Origin of the sequence: Cycloclasticus sp. PY97N (genome assembly GCF_002443175.1) — a bacterium.
In the GTDB taxonomy this organism is placed as follows: Bacteria; Pseudomonadota; Gammaproteobacteria; order Methylococcales; family Cycloclasticaceae; genus Cycloclasticus; species Cycloclasticus pugetii.
In genome coordinates, this window is sequence record NZ_CP023664.1 from 57,616 (window position 1) to 72,674 (window position 15,059).

The 15,059-nt window shown below is 42.0% G+C and carries 14 protein-coding genes; 2 read left to right on the plus strand and 12 right to left on the minus strand.

What is annotated here, in order from left to right; translation table 11 throughout:
- Positions 1–2: 2 nt before the first annotated feature.
- Both CPC19_RS00300 and CPC19_RS00305 read right to left on the minus strand, forming a co-directional pair.
- On the minus strand, positions 3–932 hold the full coding sequence (locus CPC19_RS00300) for a type IV toxin-antitoxin system AbiEi family antitoxin (RefSeq protein WP_016390425.1): 930 nt from the start codon (positions 930–932) through the stop codon (positions 3–5).
- A gap of 264 nt (positions 933–1,196) precedes the next feature.
- Positions 1,197–1,712, minus strand: coding sequence for an antirestriction protein ArdA (locus tag CPC19_RS00305; protein ID WP_016390424.1), 516 nt, complete (start codon positions 1,710–1,712; stop codon positions 1,197–1,199).
- A gap of 528 nt (positions 1,713–2,240) precedes the next feature.
- Here CPC19_RS00305 and CPC19_RS11865 point away from each other — a divergent pair.
- Positions 2,241–2,417, plus strand: coding sequence for a hypothetical protein (locus tag CPC19_RS11865; protein ID WP_016390423.1), 177 nt, complete (start codon positions 2,241–2,243; stop codon positions 2,415–2,417).
- A gap of 155 nt (positions 2,418–2,572) precedes the next feature.
- Here the strand turns inward: CPC19_RS11865 and CPC19_RS00310 are convergent, their stop codons facing one another.
- From CPC19_RS00310 to CPC19_RS00345, 8 genes are read right to left on the minus strand one after another with little or no spacing between them, the layout of a single operon-like run.
- Complete coding sequence (locus CPC19_RS00310; protein WP_016390422.1) at positions 2,573–4,180, minus strand: DUF2326 domain-containing protein; 1,608 nt, start codon at positions 4,178–4,180, stop codon at positions 2,573–2,575.
- A complete protein-coding gene (locus CPC19_RS12060) occupies positions 4,170–4,394 on the minus strand; it encodes an ABC-three component system middle component 7 (RefSeq protein WP_016390421.1) in 225 nt (74 codons plus the stop codon). The genes CPC19_RS00310 and CPC19_RS12060 overlap by 11 nt, the downstream gene beginning before the upstream one ends.
- Positions 4,394–5,152 (minus strand): ABC-three component system protein, encoded by a 759-nt coding sequence (locus CPC19_RS00320; protein WP_016390420.1) that lies wholly within the window; start codon positions 5,150–5,152, stop codon positions 4,394–4,396. Before CPC19_RS00320 ends, CPC19_RS12060 begins: the two co-directional genes overlap by 1 nt.
- 17 nt (positions 5,153–5,169) lie before the next feature.
- Entirely contained in the window at positions 5,170–6,798 is a 1,629-nt protein-coding gene (locus CPC19_RS00325; RefSeq protein ID WP_016390419.1) for a type I restriction-modification system subunit M, read from the minus strand.
- A complete protein-coding gene (locus CPC19_RS00330; protein ID WP_016390418.1) occupies positions 6,795–7,934 on the minus strand; it encodes an AAA family ATPase in 1,140 nt (379 codons plus the stop codon). Before CPC19_RS00330 ends, CPC19_RS00325 begins: the two co-directional genes overlap by 4 nt.
- The gene (locus CPC19_RS00335) at positions 7,931–9,211 is read right to left on the minus strand and encodes a restriction endonuclease subunit S (protein WP_016390417.1); all 1,281 of its coding nucleotides are present in this window, start codon (positions 9,209–9,211) and stop codon (positions 7,931–7,933) included. Before CPC19_RS00335 ends, CPC19_RS00330 begins: the two co-directional genes overlap by 4 nt.
- Positions 9,204–12,221, minus strand: coding sequence for a type I restriction endonuclease subunit R (locus tag CPC19_RS00340; RefSeq protein ID WP_016390416.1), 3,018 nt, complete (start codon positions 12,219–12,221; stop codon positions 9,204–9,206). Before CPC19_RS00340 ends, CPC19_RS00335 begins: the two co-directional genes overlap by 8 nt.
- A gap of 45 nt (positions 12,222–12,266) precedes the next feature.
- On the minus strand, positions 12,267–12,440 hold the full coding sequence (locus CPC19_RS00345; RefSeq protein WP_035850715.1) for a helix-turn-helix domain-containing protein: 174 nt from the start codon (positions 12,438–12,440) through the stop codon (positions 12,267–12,269).
- Positions 12,441–12,593: 153 nt separating this feature from the next.
- On the opposite strand from CPC19_RS00345, the gene CPC19_RS00350 reads away from it, so the two are divergent.
- Positions 12,594–13,127: a hypothetical protein gene (locus CPC19_RS00350; protein ID WP_016390414.1), complete on the plus strand. Its 534-nt coding sequence runs from the start codon at positions 12,594–12,596 to the stop codon at positions 13,125–13,127.
- Positions 13,128–13,140: 13 nt separating this feature from the next.
- Here the strand turns inward: CPC19_RS00350 and CPC19_RS00355 are convergent, their stop codons facing one another.
- Together CPC19_RS00355 and mobC are read right to left on the minus strand one after the other, a co-directional pair.
- Positions 13,141–14,493, minus strand: coding sequence for a relaxase/mobilization nuclease domain-containing protein (locus tag CPC19_RS00355; RefSeq protein ID WP_016390413.1), 1,353 nt, complete (start codon positions 14,491–14,493; stop codon positions 13,141–13,143).
- On the minus strand, positions 14,483–15,001 hold the full coding sequence (mobC, locus tag CPC19_RS00360; RefSeq protein WP_016390412.1) for a plasmid mobilization relaxosome protein MobC: 519 nt from the start codon (positions 14,999–15,001) through the stop codon (positions 14,483–14,485). Before mobC ends, CPC19_RS00355 begins: the two co-directional genes overlap by 11 nt.
- Between the last annotated feature and the right edge of the window lie 58 nt (positions 15,002–15,059).

The window sequence follows — 15,059 nt, forward strand, 5'->3', positions numbered from 1 at the left end:
TTCTAGCTACCGCTTTCCATTACCATATGTGACGGCACAGTGATTAAATAATCTGTATCCAGTTTTCCGTTTTTGGCGACGACGCGCTTACCTGCTCCTAAGTTATAGTCCTTGACGTTTAGCTTGCTAAACCAAGGATAGGATTGGCGTTTAGCCAACCAGAAAAATAAGCGTTTAGCCTTGACGCTCCTACAAGCTTTTAAAAGCGTATCGAGCTTTCTAGGCGATAAATTCACTAAGCCTTGCATTAATTCATCAGCATGTTCAAAGCTAACCGCGTCTGGCAAATCTACCAGTAATTCCAACAACGCTTTTTCAGGGCATGAAAAATACACAGGGGGCAATTCCGCCTCCCATTCATGCTGCCTGATAAAGGTTTTGTCTTGTAACAGCCATTCTGGCCATAAGGTATTAGTGCTATGCCCCTCACATTCAACGGGCAGCGACAAACGCCCCAGCCATGATGGCAACTTGCCTTGTACATATAAATGAATATGCGGTGTGCTGCCTAACGACAAATACTGCGACAATCCTGATAATGACAATGCTGACAACCCACCAACGATGACCGAAGGCAGATTATCCGAGCTGTTCACATCCATACGCTGCATAGAGGCAACCACCCCTTCCCAGCTCAGTGAGCGGGAATACTGGCTATATACGCCAGTAGCCAGTAATAACAAGGTTTCTGTTTTTACTGCATTATCGATGGCATGGGCACTTAAGCCTTGTTCAGCCAGCCACTTTTTAGTCGCCAGCATGCCATAAGGTAGAAGCGCTTTAAGTGACTGTTTATAAGCCCCTTTTGCTACATCATCATGTGAAGTAGTGCTGTTAACCAAGCGTACAACCCTTTTTAGTTTACCATTAGCTTTATTTGCGGCGCTTAACGCCGTAAAAAACAATATATATAAACTAACACAATAAAACATGGTTTACCACCATTAAGTTTCACGGCGGTAAGCGCCGCAAAATACACAAAATATAAACCGAAACGGTTTAAAAAAAAGACGGTATCGGTATTGCTAATACCGATAGCCAGCATTATTTAAACTTTTGGGGCTCTGCTTGACGACAGCGGAGACAAGACAAGCGAAGTATGAGCGACACAGGCTGCAAGGCCTCTGAGCCCCAAAAGTGCGCCGTCAAAAGCAAGCTCCCGCCCCTTCAACAAGAAAGGGCAGAAGCTCGCCTGTTTAATGGTTCCAGAAAATATGTACTTCCTGATAGCCCGTTTCAATGGTGAATACATCGCCGCCTAGCTCCATGTCACGCCCCATTTTTTCATAGTCGATATAAAAAGCTAAATGTTCTGGGATCTGTGTGGTTTCTTCGGTTAGCTCTTCGGCATAGTCAGCCAGTGATGCATAACAACCACAATAATTGTCTTCAATCGCTTTTTGCGCATCGTCTATACTATCGCCAAAATGAGATAATAACTCGCCTGCAATCTCGCCATGTTCTTCAATAAAACAAGCCACTTCGTGTGCGCGCTCAATACCTTCATACTCAGAAACTGAATAACCCGCAAAGCCTTCATAATCATGAATGGCATATTCTTCGGCATCGTCTTCTGGGCTGTTGGCTAACAACTCGTTAATTTGCTCTTGAATATCGTCCAGCGCTTGCGTGGCATCAATCCAAACACCGTGTAACTTACCGTTGTTGTATGCGGCTAGGTCTGCAACATAAATTCTAATTTCTTCGCTCATTGTTTTGCTCCTTAATCTTAAAAAAACATCCCCTTTTGGGGTTGAAAACCCCAGAAAAAGAAGCGAGCTGGCGAGCGAAGATCACATGTTTTGGCGTAATCCAGACAGGGGGAACCACCCAGCCTGCACAAACCTGAACTTGAGAAGGTGCGGAAGGTTGGGGGATGTCTTGATGAAGACAAGTTATGTGATATTTTTACGTCTACCCAAAAGGGGAAACTAGAACACTAAATGCGAACACGAACGTGTTTTGCCTTTTTTCAGCGTAGCGAAACTCTTTATAAACAAAAGCAGCAGCGCTTTAGTGCTGATCCAAATAACCAATCAATCTTTACCACCAAATTTGAAAACGCGTGAACCCACGCGGCCTTTTTAGCATCCACATTAACGTGAATAGCGGTTTATTCCTGCAAGCATAAAATGCTTCTCCATTGCATTGCGACCACAGGTGCAGGCAACCACATATTCTCGACCACGCGGCTTTACAAAGGCCGTGGTTGTCACGGCCTCCAAATATAGGAGGTTACAATGAGATTAGTAACAAAATTTGAATTAGCAGCTAAAAGCACATATCAGCTTCACGGCTTACATAAAGAAGCTTTTATCGAGCTGATAAAAAGCAATGCACGTACGCTACAGCGCACTAATGCTTTGGCTTCACTGCAAAATATCGAGAATGAACTTGCTTTCAGATTAAAGCTATAACACAGATTTAACTACAAAATAAAACGGTATCTAAACTGCGTTTTTCATAGCTCGTTTTATTCATTCTGTTACAAACGTCCTTAGTCCTAGGACTAAGGACGAATTAACTTGACCTAAAGTCTAACAGGGGAGACCAGTACGGTTTTAGCTTAATACTATTTTCGCCAATCCTTTACATATAAAACGTTCTGATTAGACAGTTCTGTAACTTTTTTATCGCGCAATTTTTTCGTAGCATCTGAGCCATATTTTTGTATTTCATCAATAGCAATAAATGACTGCTTCTCAAATCCACCATAAATATCGACCATCCGCGCAACAACCTCATTTTCAACATTTTTAAACAGAACAGAGTCATGGATGATAAAAGGTAAAGAAGTAGTACCAAATATCGACAAATCAAATACAATTAGGTTCGAATACGCTTTACCTGTACCAGTATCTTCAATCGCTGAGAAATCATAGTTTTTTTGCTCCAATTTAAGGATTGGGCTTCTTCGTTTTTCGTTATATATCTTACTTACGAGCTTTCTAGCTTTATCATTTATAATGCTTTCCACAAACGATAATATTCTTGTTTTTTCTCCTGCAAGCGCTAATTTGGCTTCTTTAAGGCCGTTGTCAACTTGATCATCCGTTTCAAAAAAACGTATTTCAGCAGCGACAGCACCCCTGTCACTAGCTAAATTGTGGACTCTATCTACAATGATATCTGGCTTGTCCAAGCTAGCAAATGTTTGAGATAATTCGCCATCAAGATCTGAAAGAGAAGCGTCGATCTCGTCTAGCATTTCTGCTAACTCCCTTTCACTTTCTAATAGTTCTCTTTTTAATATTTTTGTTATTTTTGAGTGAAATTCCTCAACCTGAGAAACTCTATTTTGGTCTACCTCTGGGAAAAACCTAATCAACGAGCTGAAAGTTTTACTCTTAATATGTTTGTTGCTGTCTAGGTCAGAGCGAACTCGCACGAGACGTGTTGATATTTTAGCCCGTTCACGAAGCAGACCATCTTTTCTTGATTTAAGCTCGGAAACTTCACGGTTTACTATTTCAGATAAATTTACCGCATATTTAGCTAGATTATCCTTAATATCACGAATCTCTTGATCAATTTCGGAAACTCTATGAATATTCTCTTTGTACTGTTTTTTCGTAATCTTGGTTATAAGCTTTTGTTTAAACGCATTTCTAATTGCTGATTTTTCGTCGGTTAATTCTTTAACTTTTTTTGAAAGCAATTTTATTGAATCATAATGTTTATAAAGCTTTAAAAGATCATCTATACATTCAACTGCCTTTCGATTTTTATTATTATGGAGTGGCCTTTTTACGTCAAGATTTCCCTTATCCCAGACTCTTGAATATAAAGATACAATTGCTCTGAAAGTGAGGTCAATACCACCTAGTCCATACATTTTTTTTAATCGAGACCGGTAATCCTCAATAGATATTGGCTCTAATTCTTCGTAAGCGTCATCACAAATGTATACCAAATCAGAAGAGAAAGTCGCTCGCTTGAAATAATACGGCTGATCATCAAACCTAAAGCAAAAACAGTACTCATGCTCACCAAGCTCCTCAACAATATCCTTGTTATGTTCGAGAAGACTGTTGCCGCCGAAAACGAAATCGACAACCATTAGCAAAGATGATTTACCAATTGAGTTTGTTGCTTTTTCATCACCCAAAACTACATTTAGACCAGAATGAAAATTAATTTTATTCTCTCTAAACTTATCGCATACAACCTCAATCAACATAACGTACAAGCTCCCTCTTTACGTCTAACTCTATTCGTCCTAGCGAATAAAGAACATCAAGAGCCAAAATAAACTCTCCAATATCAACAAATTTTTTCAATCTTAAATCCAACAATTCCGAGACTGCGATCTCTTCTACGTCTTCAACTATGAGATGACATATTTTTCCGATTACTGAATCATCTAGCGAGGTGACTTTATTTGGAACTATCATTAAAAAACCTCGCAATTCTGAACATAAAAAGACGCCAGTATTTCTGTTGCCTCAGTCGATTTAGGCTTAGTTTTGACGTTCAACCAAGCCACAATGTTTTCATATATATCCTGCTGCGTAATACCCAAGCTCTTTTGCTTTATGTAATAAGCTTTAACTTGGCAGGATATCGCTTCAGACAGATCATCGTACTTCTGATCCAATGCAGACAGCGATTGTTTTACAAAAAAATAATAATCTCTAACATTGTTTTTTATTTTTCTTTTCGTGAGATTTGTAATCGTGGAATCTAACTTTTCATCAATAGTTTTAGGAGTAAAATCAATTTCAGCGTTTAGATCAACATCAGGATTACCATAAAGAGCAGTAATTACTTCGGATATTTGTTCTTCAATTTTGTATTCTTTCCAAATTTGCTCTTGGTTAGTTTGAGCAATAAGGCGCTTCTTAATTGCTAATAGGTGCCTATACTCTTCCGATGTTCTCGGTGTATCAAAACGCCCATGGCAAGTTTTGCAAAGAGGAATGATATTCTTCTCATCATTAACATCATCAGAAAGACGCTCTTCATCTTTCAATAATTTGATTTCTTCTAGCGTTGGATTAAGAGGATAAATATGAGCAAGCTCATAATCTTTATAGCTACGGCCTTTCTTCTTATAATAAAGCGATTCAACGCAAAGAGGACAAACCCTGCTGACCTGAGTCACAAGGGCTGTTTGCTGAGCTGCACTATAATTGATTCTTTTATTATTCACGGCGTGCCCCTAACTTACTATTCACCCATTGGTAAAAGAGGCAAGCTTAGCTCTTCTAAAAATTTATTATGTTTTTTAGTAGCCTCGACTATTTGCTTTTCAATTCCAACCAACGAAGTGTTTACATCTTTCAAAATTATCTTTTCTTCTGGCTTAGCAGTGCTCACATATCTTGAGATATTCAGGTTGAAGTCATTCTTCTCGATTTCTTCCATTGATACTCGGCGAGAGTAACGATCCTCTTCCTTGCGGTATTGATAGGTATCGATAATCTTATCGATATGTTCTGGTAACAATCGGTTTTGGCGTTTTCCTTTTTCAAAATGTTCTTCATCACTGGCGTTGATAAACAGCACGTCATCGGGCTTTTTGCACTTTTTCAACACAAGAATACAGACGGGTATACCCGTCGAGAAAAACAGGTTCGCAGGTAGACCAATTACCGTATCAATATTGTTGTCTTTTAAAAGCTTGGTACGGATACGGGCTTCTGCACCACCACGAAATAACACGCCGTGGGGTAGAATAATGGCCATGGTGCCTTCATCACCTAAAAAGTGAAAACCGTGCAATAAGAAAGCAAAATCTGCCGCTGACTTAGGCGCAAGCCCGTGGCTCTTGAAACGGAAATCTTCACCTAGCGCCTCAGTAGGCTCCCACCGATAGCTAAATGGCGGATTGGCAACAACGGCATCACATTGAAGTTTTTTAGCGGGGTTCATTTCATTGAGCACATCCCAGTCATTCAGTAATGAATCACCGTGATGAATTTCAAATTCAGAATCTTTAATCCCGTGCAAGAGCATGTTCATGCGAGCAAGGTTATAGGTGGTGATATTCTTTTCTTGCCCGTAAATTCGGCCAACATTACCACCAGCGTCTTTTAGCTTGTTACGCACGTTCAACAATAGCGAGCCGGAACCGCAAGCGAAATCCAGTACGTTATTAAGCTTTTTCTTCTTGCCTGTTGCGGGTTCCTGACTATCCAGCGATACGATCTCAGACAATATGGTTGAGATTTGTTGCGGCGTATAAAACTCACCAGCTTTTTTACCTGATCCTGCGGCGAATTGGCCTATCAAATACTCATAAGCATCGCCAAGGGTATCGCTGTCCGTTGAAAACCCTGAAATCCCTTCAGCGATTTTAGTAATGATGGTGCAAAGTTTAGCGTTTCTAAGACTGTAATTCTTACCTAGCTTTTCTGAATCCAGATTAATCTCTGAGAACAAGCCCTGAAAGCTGTTTTCAAAAGATTTGTTTTCAATGTATTTAAAGCCTTGCTGTAGGGTAAGCAGCAGGTCATCGTGCTGCGTTCTGGCAAGCTCTGCGATACTGCTCCACAAATGCGCTGGCTCAATCACATAATGCACTTTACGGCGCATTTGTTTCTCAAAGGCAGGAACGTCTTGTTCGTTTTGCTCGTACCACACACTTAACGGAGCGCGTTTATCACCACCGTCGAGCGCTGGGTAATCCGATCCAAGTTCTTTTTTTGCTGCCGCTTCATAATTGTCAGACAGGTAACGTAAGAATAGGAAGGAGAGCATATAATCACGAAAATCATCCGCGTTCATTGCGCCGCGAAGATTGTCGGCTATACTCCAAAGCGTGCTACCTAGTTTATTTAAATCTTGTTCGGTCATGTTTGGGCAGCCCCTTCTAAGTTGGCATCTATCTGTTCTGATTGCGAAGGAAATAGTTCTGGATCAAATCGATAGTCCTGCATAAATCCTGACAATATGGTTTTAAAATACTGTTTGTTTTCGGGCAACATTTCTGTCGGCTCGAATAATGAATAATTTCCGTGACTAAGCACATTTACCATGCGCGCATGGACAATTCCGTCTGGGTCGTTGGGTTCTTTCTTTATGCAAGCGGAAAAATTCTTAAACCCGTGGAATGTGGCGGTCTTTTCCAATAAGTTACGCAGAATATTAAAGTGGTATGTGTAAAGATTGTCAGACTCAGCCGCCTCATGCAGTTGCTTCAGCAAAGCAATATGATGAAAAAACGGCGTGTCTTTGGTGTATTGTAGGTTATAGCCATTAGTATCGGCATTAGCGCTCAAAAAATATGGGTGAAATTTTTTACGCTCTTCACTCAACTCATTCCACATTACATTAAAGAATAACGTGTGGTGCGATGAAATCACCGCCTTAATGTTACTTTGGTTTTTGAGTAACTGCGCCAAATGGCTGGCAACGGCAATAGCGTTGTTGTCATCTAGTGAAGATATGGGATCATCAATATACAGATATTTAACCCAGCTATACGCTTCTTGTTCATCAATGGCGAGCTGTGCCACTGCAAGAAAAAAGCACCAAATGAAGATGTTTTCTTCACCGCGCGAGATTTTTATGTGCTCTACGGTTTTGGCTGTATCGCCGTCCTTAATCTCTCTTTCAAACGTCACTGTCCAACTATCAGTATCGATTTTAAAATCGAAATCAGCATAGCGCTGCAATAATGGACGAATGCGGTTATCCATCTCTAACTCTTGTAAACCAGCGAAAAAGCGGGAGTCTGCATTTAGTTTCAACGCTCTTTGTGTGTCGTTGTCTAAATCATTATCCCAACTGAATAAATCCTCGGTAAAGGCGTTAAAATAAAGCGTGTCTGCGCTGTCGTTAGTTTTGCCTGCGTCCTTAAACCCCATAGACAGCCTAGTCTTTCCCGTTCCATTATAGGCAAATAGAAGCAGATATTTTTTCTCATCCAGCTTATTACGCATATGAGTTACCAGCGCATCCAGATTATCTAGTTTAGTAATCTGACTCATGCTCTCATCTCATCAACGGCAGGGAAAAGTTGCTGCATTAAGCCTTTTTTATGAGCATTTAATTCTTCAATCTTTTGCGATTGTGCTTTTATCAAGTCATCAACGGAAGAGAGAAAACTTCCAATAACTTTTTGCTCTTCCAAGGATGGAATATAAGTTTCTATATCTTCAATCTGCTGTGCTGACAGATTAGGAGGCTCGCTACCAGCAATACTTCGTTCAATATCACTAATCATTTTTTTTGTTTGAAGTAAATAATAAACAAATAAGCTATTTTGAATAGCGACTATTTTTCCAACACGTTGATTCAACAACGCACCATGAAAAACATCATCTACAGGGGCTATCTTCAATCGACCGCTCAAAATAGGTCGCGTTAAGGCAACTACATAATCCCCTTTATTTACCAAATACCTTTTATGTTTAGCTTTATGTTCAAGTGGAAGATATGAGGGGCTATTGTGATTCATTTCTTGGATGCCAACATCCGCAATTTTTAGCCACCTAGCACCATTATTAATTGAATCCTTACTTGAAAAAGCAAACCCTTGAAAAATAGAGAACACCTTTTTTAAAGGTTTACATTTCCAATCTCCGGCTTCCTCAAATTCGGGAAAACGCAATATGGGAACAGTTTCACCTTCAGAGGGGAAGAGATTTTGCAACAATCCCTTTTTATAGGATTGCAGTGCTTGGTGCTTTTGGGTATGCACGGTAATCAGCTCATCGAGAGAACGCAGACATTCGGCGATTTTTTGTTGCTCTTCAGGATCAGGTTTGAAAATCGTAAGAGGCTCCAGCTCTGCGTAATAAAGATTTTTTACATTTTGCCCTTCAACCACCTCAGCAAACTGTCGGTACATTCTTCTAAAATAGTATGTATAGAATAAGGGATTTTGCCCAGTTTCAAACACGCTTATCATTTCACCAATAGCAATATTCGCTACAGAAAGATAGCTACAGCACTTTCCAAATTCTTCAGGCCTTTCTCCAACACGAGGGACTAAAATCTCCCCTCCTTTGCTAAATTTTAATTTGTTTGGTTCGATGTTGGTTCTCGAATATGTTTCGGAAATAACACACCCAAACTTTGTATAGAGTTCTCCATACCTAACACAAGGGGTTGGAGCATCTTTCTCTAACGACCATTTAGGAGCACTCTTGCCGTAAGAAAAACTCCCCAGTTTTCCAATTGTTGTTTCTTCCCAATTCGGCTCATTGCGAAATTTAGGAAATCGCAGTTCTGGGGCTAGTCCTTGCTTTATGTTCTTACTCATACGCCGCCAACCCCGAGATCTCACGCCCTTGGGCGAGTTTATTGAGTAATGGCACCAGCTCTTCCATCAACGCCAACTCTGCCTGTGTTCGCGCTTTCCAGCCTAAATCTAATGGTTCTAGTAGTTCGCTAAGCAGTTCGCCATCAAAGATCATGCGATCCAAAATACTATTTACGAAGTCTTGCAAGGCCTCATGCTCAATACTATGTTTATCCGCTATGGCAGCGAGTTCTTGGGCGGATTTTTCGGATTTGAACTTTTGATACCCCTCTCGAATAGCTTTCTCATTCAAACTTTGGTCGGTCGGCAGGCTGTTGATGTAATCGACAATATCATCGCGCTCATCCATCAGATTGGCGCTGGAGCTGATCAAGTCGATCAGTTGTTGGCGACTCATTTTGTGCTTGCTGGGTTTGTCGTCATCCGTAGATTTGGCGATTAGACCCATGATGTAGTCGTAATCAATCACGGCAGAGGCGAACAGCACCAATTCAAACTCCAACTGTTGCACTGGATCATCTGGGTCATCACTGCCTTTGGCTTGTTGCGCTTTCAAGCGTTGCGCCGTTTCCAGATACATTCCACGAAAACCACGCAACTGCTCTTCGGGCAGTAAGGTATTGACGCCCGCTACCTGTTCTTCATTCAGGTCTGTATATTGATCGAGTTGGGTTTTTAAGCGCTGCACTTCTTTGAAGCGGCTTATAAATTCGCTTCTGGCGGCATCGCCTTTAAGGTTGTTTACATTCTCTGGAGTACAGGCCAGACCTTGAGAGTCCATGAATTTTTCAAGATCGTTCACGGCACTGTCTAACTTCTCGATAACCTGTGGCGCAGGATCAACCAGCCAGATTTCTTTGGCGCGGTCTTTATCTTGGCCTGAGAAACGGGCAATAGCAGTATTAACCGCGTCTTCCTGATAACGGAAATCCAAGACATTGCCGTATGGTTTCGTATCGTTGAGCACACGGTTAGTGCGTGAAAAGGCTTGTATTAAGCCATGGTATTTCAGGTTCTTATCCACATACAGAGTGTTGAGGTATTTGGAATCAAAACCCGTCAGTAACATATCCACCACGATGGTAATATCGATTTTGTTTTTATGCGGATAATCTTTGTTGGTGTATTTCTGGTCTTTAATGCGTTGCTGCACGTCCTGATAATACAGATCGAATTCACTTATGGTATGGTTTGTACCATATTGCGCGTTGTAATCAGCAATAATAGTTTTTAGTGCCGCCTTTTTTTCATCGGGCGCTTGCTGGTTGTCTTCTTTTTCTTGCGGCAAATCTTCCTGTATTTGCTGTACATCTTTATTGCCTTCGGCAGGCGGCGAGAATACGCAGGCGATATTTAAGGGTGTATAGCTATCATCTTCGGCTAGTTTTTCGGCCTGCACCTGTTTGAATAGCTGATAGTATTCAATAGCGTTGTTGATAGAGGCTGTAGCCAATACCGCGTTGAATCGCCTTTGGTTAGTAGCGGAATCATGCTTTTTAAGTATTTCGCCAACAACGGCTTCTGGCGATGGCAGCTTGGGTTTTGATTTTTTCTTTTTATCGCTCGTATCGTCTTTTGGCTTCTCACCGAAATAGTCGATATGGAAGCGCAGTACGTTGCGGTCGTCAATGGCGTTAGTGATGGTATAGGCGTGCAACTGCTTTTGGAAAATATCTTCGGTGGTTTTGTATGAACCGATTGTCCCATCAATTTTCTTATAGGTAGCGTTATCTTCAAAGATCGGCGTACCCGTAAAGCCGAATAACTGCGCTTTAGGGAAAAAGGCTTTAATAGCTTGATGGTTATCACCAAATTGAGAACGGTGGCATTCATCAAATATGAATACAATCCTTTGATCACGTAGCGGCTCAAGTCGCTCTTTATAGGTTTGTTTGCCGTTTTGTTTATGCTGCTGATTGCGCTTGCTGTTTTCGTCTAGCGCAAGGCCAAGTTTTTGTATGGTGGTAACGATGACTTTATCGGCGTAATCGTCCGACAACATACGGCGAACCAAGGCTTCGGTATTGGTGTTTTCTTCGACACAACCTTCTTGAAACTTATTAAATTCCTCACGGGTCTGACGATCAAGGTCTTTGCGGTCTACTACAAACAGGCATTTATCAATGTCTGGGTTGTCTTTCAACAGCGTAGAAGCTTTAAAAGACGTCAGCGTTTTACCGCTGCCTGTGGTGTGCCAGATATAACCGTTGCCGCGATTTTGATGAATACAATCGACTATCGCCTTTACTGCATAGATTTGGTAAGGGCGCATAATCATGAGCTTCTGCTCGCTGGCTACCAGCACCATATAGCGGCTGATCATTTGGCCTAAGGTACATTTTGCTAAAAAGTTATCGGCAAAATCGTCAAGATGGGTAATCTTGGTATTGTCTTCTTTGGCTAGCTGATAAATGGGCAGAAAACGCTCATCAGCGTTAAAGCTGAAGTGCTGATTGTGGTTATTGGCAAAATAAAGCGTGTTGTCGCGGTTGCTGACAATAAAGAGCTGCATAAAACAGAGCAGCGTATTGGCATAGCCATTACCAACGTCATTCTTATATTCGACAATTTGCTCCATGGCACGGCGTGGTGTGAGGCCAAGCGTTTTCAACTCTATCTGAACCACGGGGACGCCGTTTATCAGTAAGATAACGTCGTAACGATGATGGCTATTGTCGGTATTAATCCGTAATTGATTGATGACTTCGAATTCGTTTTTGCACCAGTCTTTGATATTGACCAAGGTGTATTGAAGCGGGGTTCCGTCTTCACGCTGAAAAGTATTGCGTTCACGCAGTGTTTTTGCTGCGGCAAAAACATCTGAATTAACGATTTCATCACGCAAGCGTGCAAATTCTGAATCAGTAAGACGAACGTGATTGAGAGCCTCGAACTTTTCGCGGAAATTTTGCTCAAGAGTCGCTTTATCACGTATGTCTTCGCGATAGTTATATTTGAGGTCTTGAAGCTTTGCGATTAAAGCATTTTCTATTTGTTGTTCTTTAGTCATGCAACTTCCCTAACATAGCGTTGTAGCTAATACTCATTCTGAAGCCTATTTATTTTTCTGCTCTTCAATCCATTTGAGGATATCTTCTCGTTTAAAGCGCCAGCTTCCTCCGACCTTAAAACCTGGCAATTTACCTTCTAAGGCTAGACGGTATGCGGTTTTTTCAGCCAATTTCAGATATTCCGCGACTTCTTTCAAGGTTAGTATTTCGTCAGACATAGCTTTACCCACCATAAGACTATTGGGGATAATATGAGAATATTGGGTAATGAGCAAGGTAAAGCTGATACTTTCGGATAGTTTTCTACACAGGGTTGTTTCAGCTGCAATTAGCAAATATAACTGGTTTATGAGCAGCAATTGGAGGTCAAATTGGAAGAAAATGAATTATTAAGTGAGATGCAAAAACTCGTACAAAAAACTGGAGGTAAACAAGCTGCAAGGCTTTTCTTATCCTCTGCGGGAGGAGCCGTTCCTATCGTTGGCTCTTGGATAACTAGCGTCAACAGCTACTGGGGCGAAGCCGAACAGGAAAAGTTTAATGTCAGTGTTTGTGAATGGGCGAGAAAAGCTGACCGAGATATAAAATCATTGTTAGATGAACTGGACAAACAGCTGAATACAACAACTAAAGCTCATTTAGCATTACTGATTGGCGAAATAACAGGAAAAGAAATATCCAGAGATCCAATATCTATTGTTTTGAACAGTGAAACAATTGGTGAACTACAGCCGTTTGTAAAAGAAGGATGGTTAGAACTTCGTAAAAATGGAAATATGACCAACTTAGGCGCAGGCAACAGAGTCGGAAACTCAATTGAAGATTTAAAACGGCCATGGGGTATGGGAACAGGTTTTTCCATTCAAATATTAGAGCCTTATTTCGATAACTCCCCCGACACCTAAAGCGAAAAAACCTCTAATCAGGTTCACGCCTTCTGCGGTTCTTGCGGGCTCTATTGATAGCTTGGCCATCTTTATCCCGCTTTGGCTTGTCTCGGCCTTTATCTAATGTTGAATCCTCAAAGCCTTGGCGCAATTTGTCGTGTTTTTGTTCAGCGCGTTGTTCTGCACGAATTTGCTGTATGGTTTTGGCCAGTTGTCTGCGCTCCTCAAGCTGGCGCTCTTTATTCTGGCGAATGTGTTTTTGCAGATCTGCGCGTTCGCGGTTGTGCTGGAATATCATTTTATGGCGAGATTCTGCATGTTCTGCCTTAACGGCATTTAGCTCTTTACGGCCAATCAGGCGTAGGCGCTCGGCTTTACCTGTTACTTTGTCGAAAAAGCCCATTACGCCTTTTCTGAACCGGCCACGCACTGTTTGCATAGTGGCTTCACGTTTCAGGCGGTGGCGCTCTTGCTGCTCACGCCGCTCTTGGCGTTGCTTCCGTATCAATGCAGCTTTCTGTTCTTCATAAGGCCTCATTTGGGCTTTATGCTGGTTTTTTAGCGAGTTTACCTTGCCCAGCATTTCTTTAGTGTAGATGTTACGAATACGCACATTGGTAAGCGCGATAGATGGCAATTCATCGGGTGAGCCCAAGCGCGTTTTAAGTTCTTTGGTTTTAATGCCGCCATGGCGGGAAAGCGAATAGACTTTCTCGGTATAGTCAACCACCACAAAACCGCGTTTGTCGCCTCTTGCGAGAAACAAGCCAGAATCTTTCAAAGCCTGCTTAAAGCTTTCGCCATTATCTGAGCTTTGCCATGACTTTTGGATTAGTGATTTAATCTCTTTTGGATCAACACCATGGCGTTTAAGCTTTTGCCATTCACTGTTGGCAAGCTGAAATGCGTCGCGCTCTGCTTTGTTTTGTAAACCTTGGGGCATTGCCCAGCCGTTATCCAAATAAAGCTCGCGGCTTATTTCTGTACATTTATTTTTGAAATGTGACATATTGATTGCACGCATATTGTCTACATCAATGCGCGACCAAACCACATGGCAATGCCGCCGTCCCTCTTTTTCATGGAACACCACTACACGTGGCTGATCCGTGAGCCCAAGCTTTTGCTCAAGCTTGGCAAAGGCGGCATCAAACTGACCTTGTTTCACATCCGCATCCTGCGGTGGATTAAAGGACACAGAAAACAAAGGCTGCTGGCATTGCGTACCTTTAGAGACCGCATCGATCTCTAATAAGGCCGCATGTAAAGACTGGCCAGCCAGCCCTCGTATTTCATATAACGTTACATGATCATTGTCTTGTGTGTTCGCAAGGTGGTTAGCCAGATTTCTGGCACCACTGCGTTGCGAGGCTTTAATGATCATTCCGTTGCATTCCACTGTCAGGATAAAGCGGCGCAGAGTCATCCTCTGCATATCCTAACGCCTTCATGACAGACTCACGGATCAGTGTCAGGTCTTCCAGCGCCTGCTGGAGCTCTGGCACTTCTATTGAGCCGTGTACGTTGAGCTGGCGTGCGATTTGGTTAAGGTTGTTACCAATCTTACCCACAGAGCCCAGAAGTTTCGCCAGCTCAGCTTTATCGCGCACAGGTCGCTTTGCGCGACGCGGAGGAGGAATATCAAAAATGGCATACTTGCAATAACTCCCCAAGGAGATGCCTGCATCTTCAGAGCGCTGCTCCAGTTCTTGACGTTCGTTAAAACTGAGCCGCAGAGAAAACGGTGCTTGCCGTTTTTTCTTGGGAGTTGATGCCTCGCCATTTTTTGCAAGAATGAGATGATTAGGATCACTTGCCGCATTGAAAATGCCGGACAAGTTATCAGGTGGCAAATTACTATTGCCGCCTAAATTATTGAATTCGTTTTTCATGGATTTCCCCTCCGCTATTTACGATGGGGATGCAACGGGGGTTATGTAATACAACCCC

Bases quoted from the DNA above. Each gene is read 5' to 3' on its own strand.
- CPC19_RS00300 (WP_016390425.1), bottom strand. From the start codon at position 932: ATGTTTTATTGTGTTAGTTTATATATATTGTTTTTTACGGCGTTAAGC.
- CPC19_RS00305 (WP_016390424.1), bottom strand. From the start codon at position 1,712: ATGAGCGAAGAAATTAGAATTTATGTTGCAGACCTAGCCGCATACAAC.
- CPC19_RS11865 (WP_016390423.1), top strand. From the start codon at position 2,241: ATGAGATTAGTAACAAAATTTGAATTAGCAGCTAAAAGCACATATCAG.
- CPC19_RS00310 (WP_016390422.1), bottom strand. From the start codon at position 4,180: ATGTTGATTGAGGTTGTATGCGATAAGTTTAGAGAGAATAAAATTAAT.
- CPC19_RS12060 (WP_016390421.1), bottom strand. From the start codon at position 4,394: ATGATAGTTCCAAATAAAGTCACCTCGCTAGATGATTCAGTAATCGGA.
- CPC19_RS00325 (WP_016390419.1), bottom strand. From the start codon at position 6,798: ATGACCGAACAAGATTTAAATAAACTAGGTAGCACGCTTTGGAGTATA.
- CPC19_RS00330 (WP_016390418.1), bottom strand. From the start codon at position 7,934: ATGAGTCAGATTACTAAACTAGATAATCTGGATGCGCTGGTAACTCAT.
- CPC19_RS00335 (WP_016390417.1), bottom strand. From the start codon at position 9,211: ATGAGTAAGAACATAAAGCAAGGACTAGCCCCAGAACTGCGATTTCCT.
- CPC19_RS00340 (WP_016390416.1), bottom strand. From the start codon at position 12,221: ATGACTAAAGAACAACAAATAGAAAATGCTTTAATCGCAAAGCTTCAA.
- CPC19_RS00345 (WP_035850715.1), bottom strand. From the start codon at position 12,440: ATGTCTGACGAAATACTAACCTTGAAAGAAGTCGCGGAATATCTGAAA.
- CPC19_RS00355 (WP_016390413.1), bottom strand. From the start codon at position 14,493: ATGATCATTAAAGCCTCGCAACGCAGTGGTGCCAGAAATCTGGCTAAC.
- mobC (WP_016390412.1), bottom strand. From the start codon at position 15,001: ATGAAAAACGAATTCAATAATTTAGGCGGCAATAGTAATTTGCCACCT.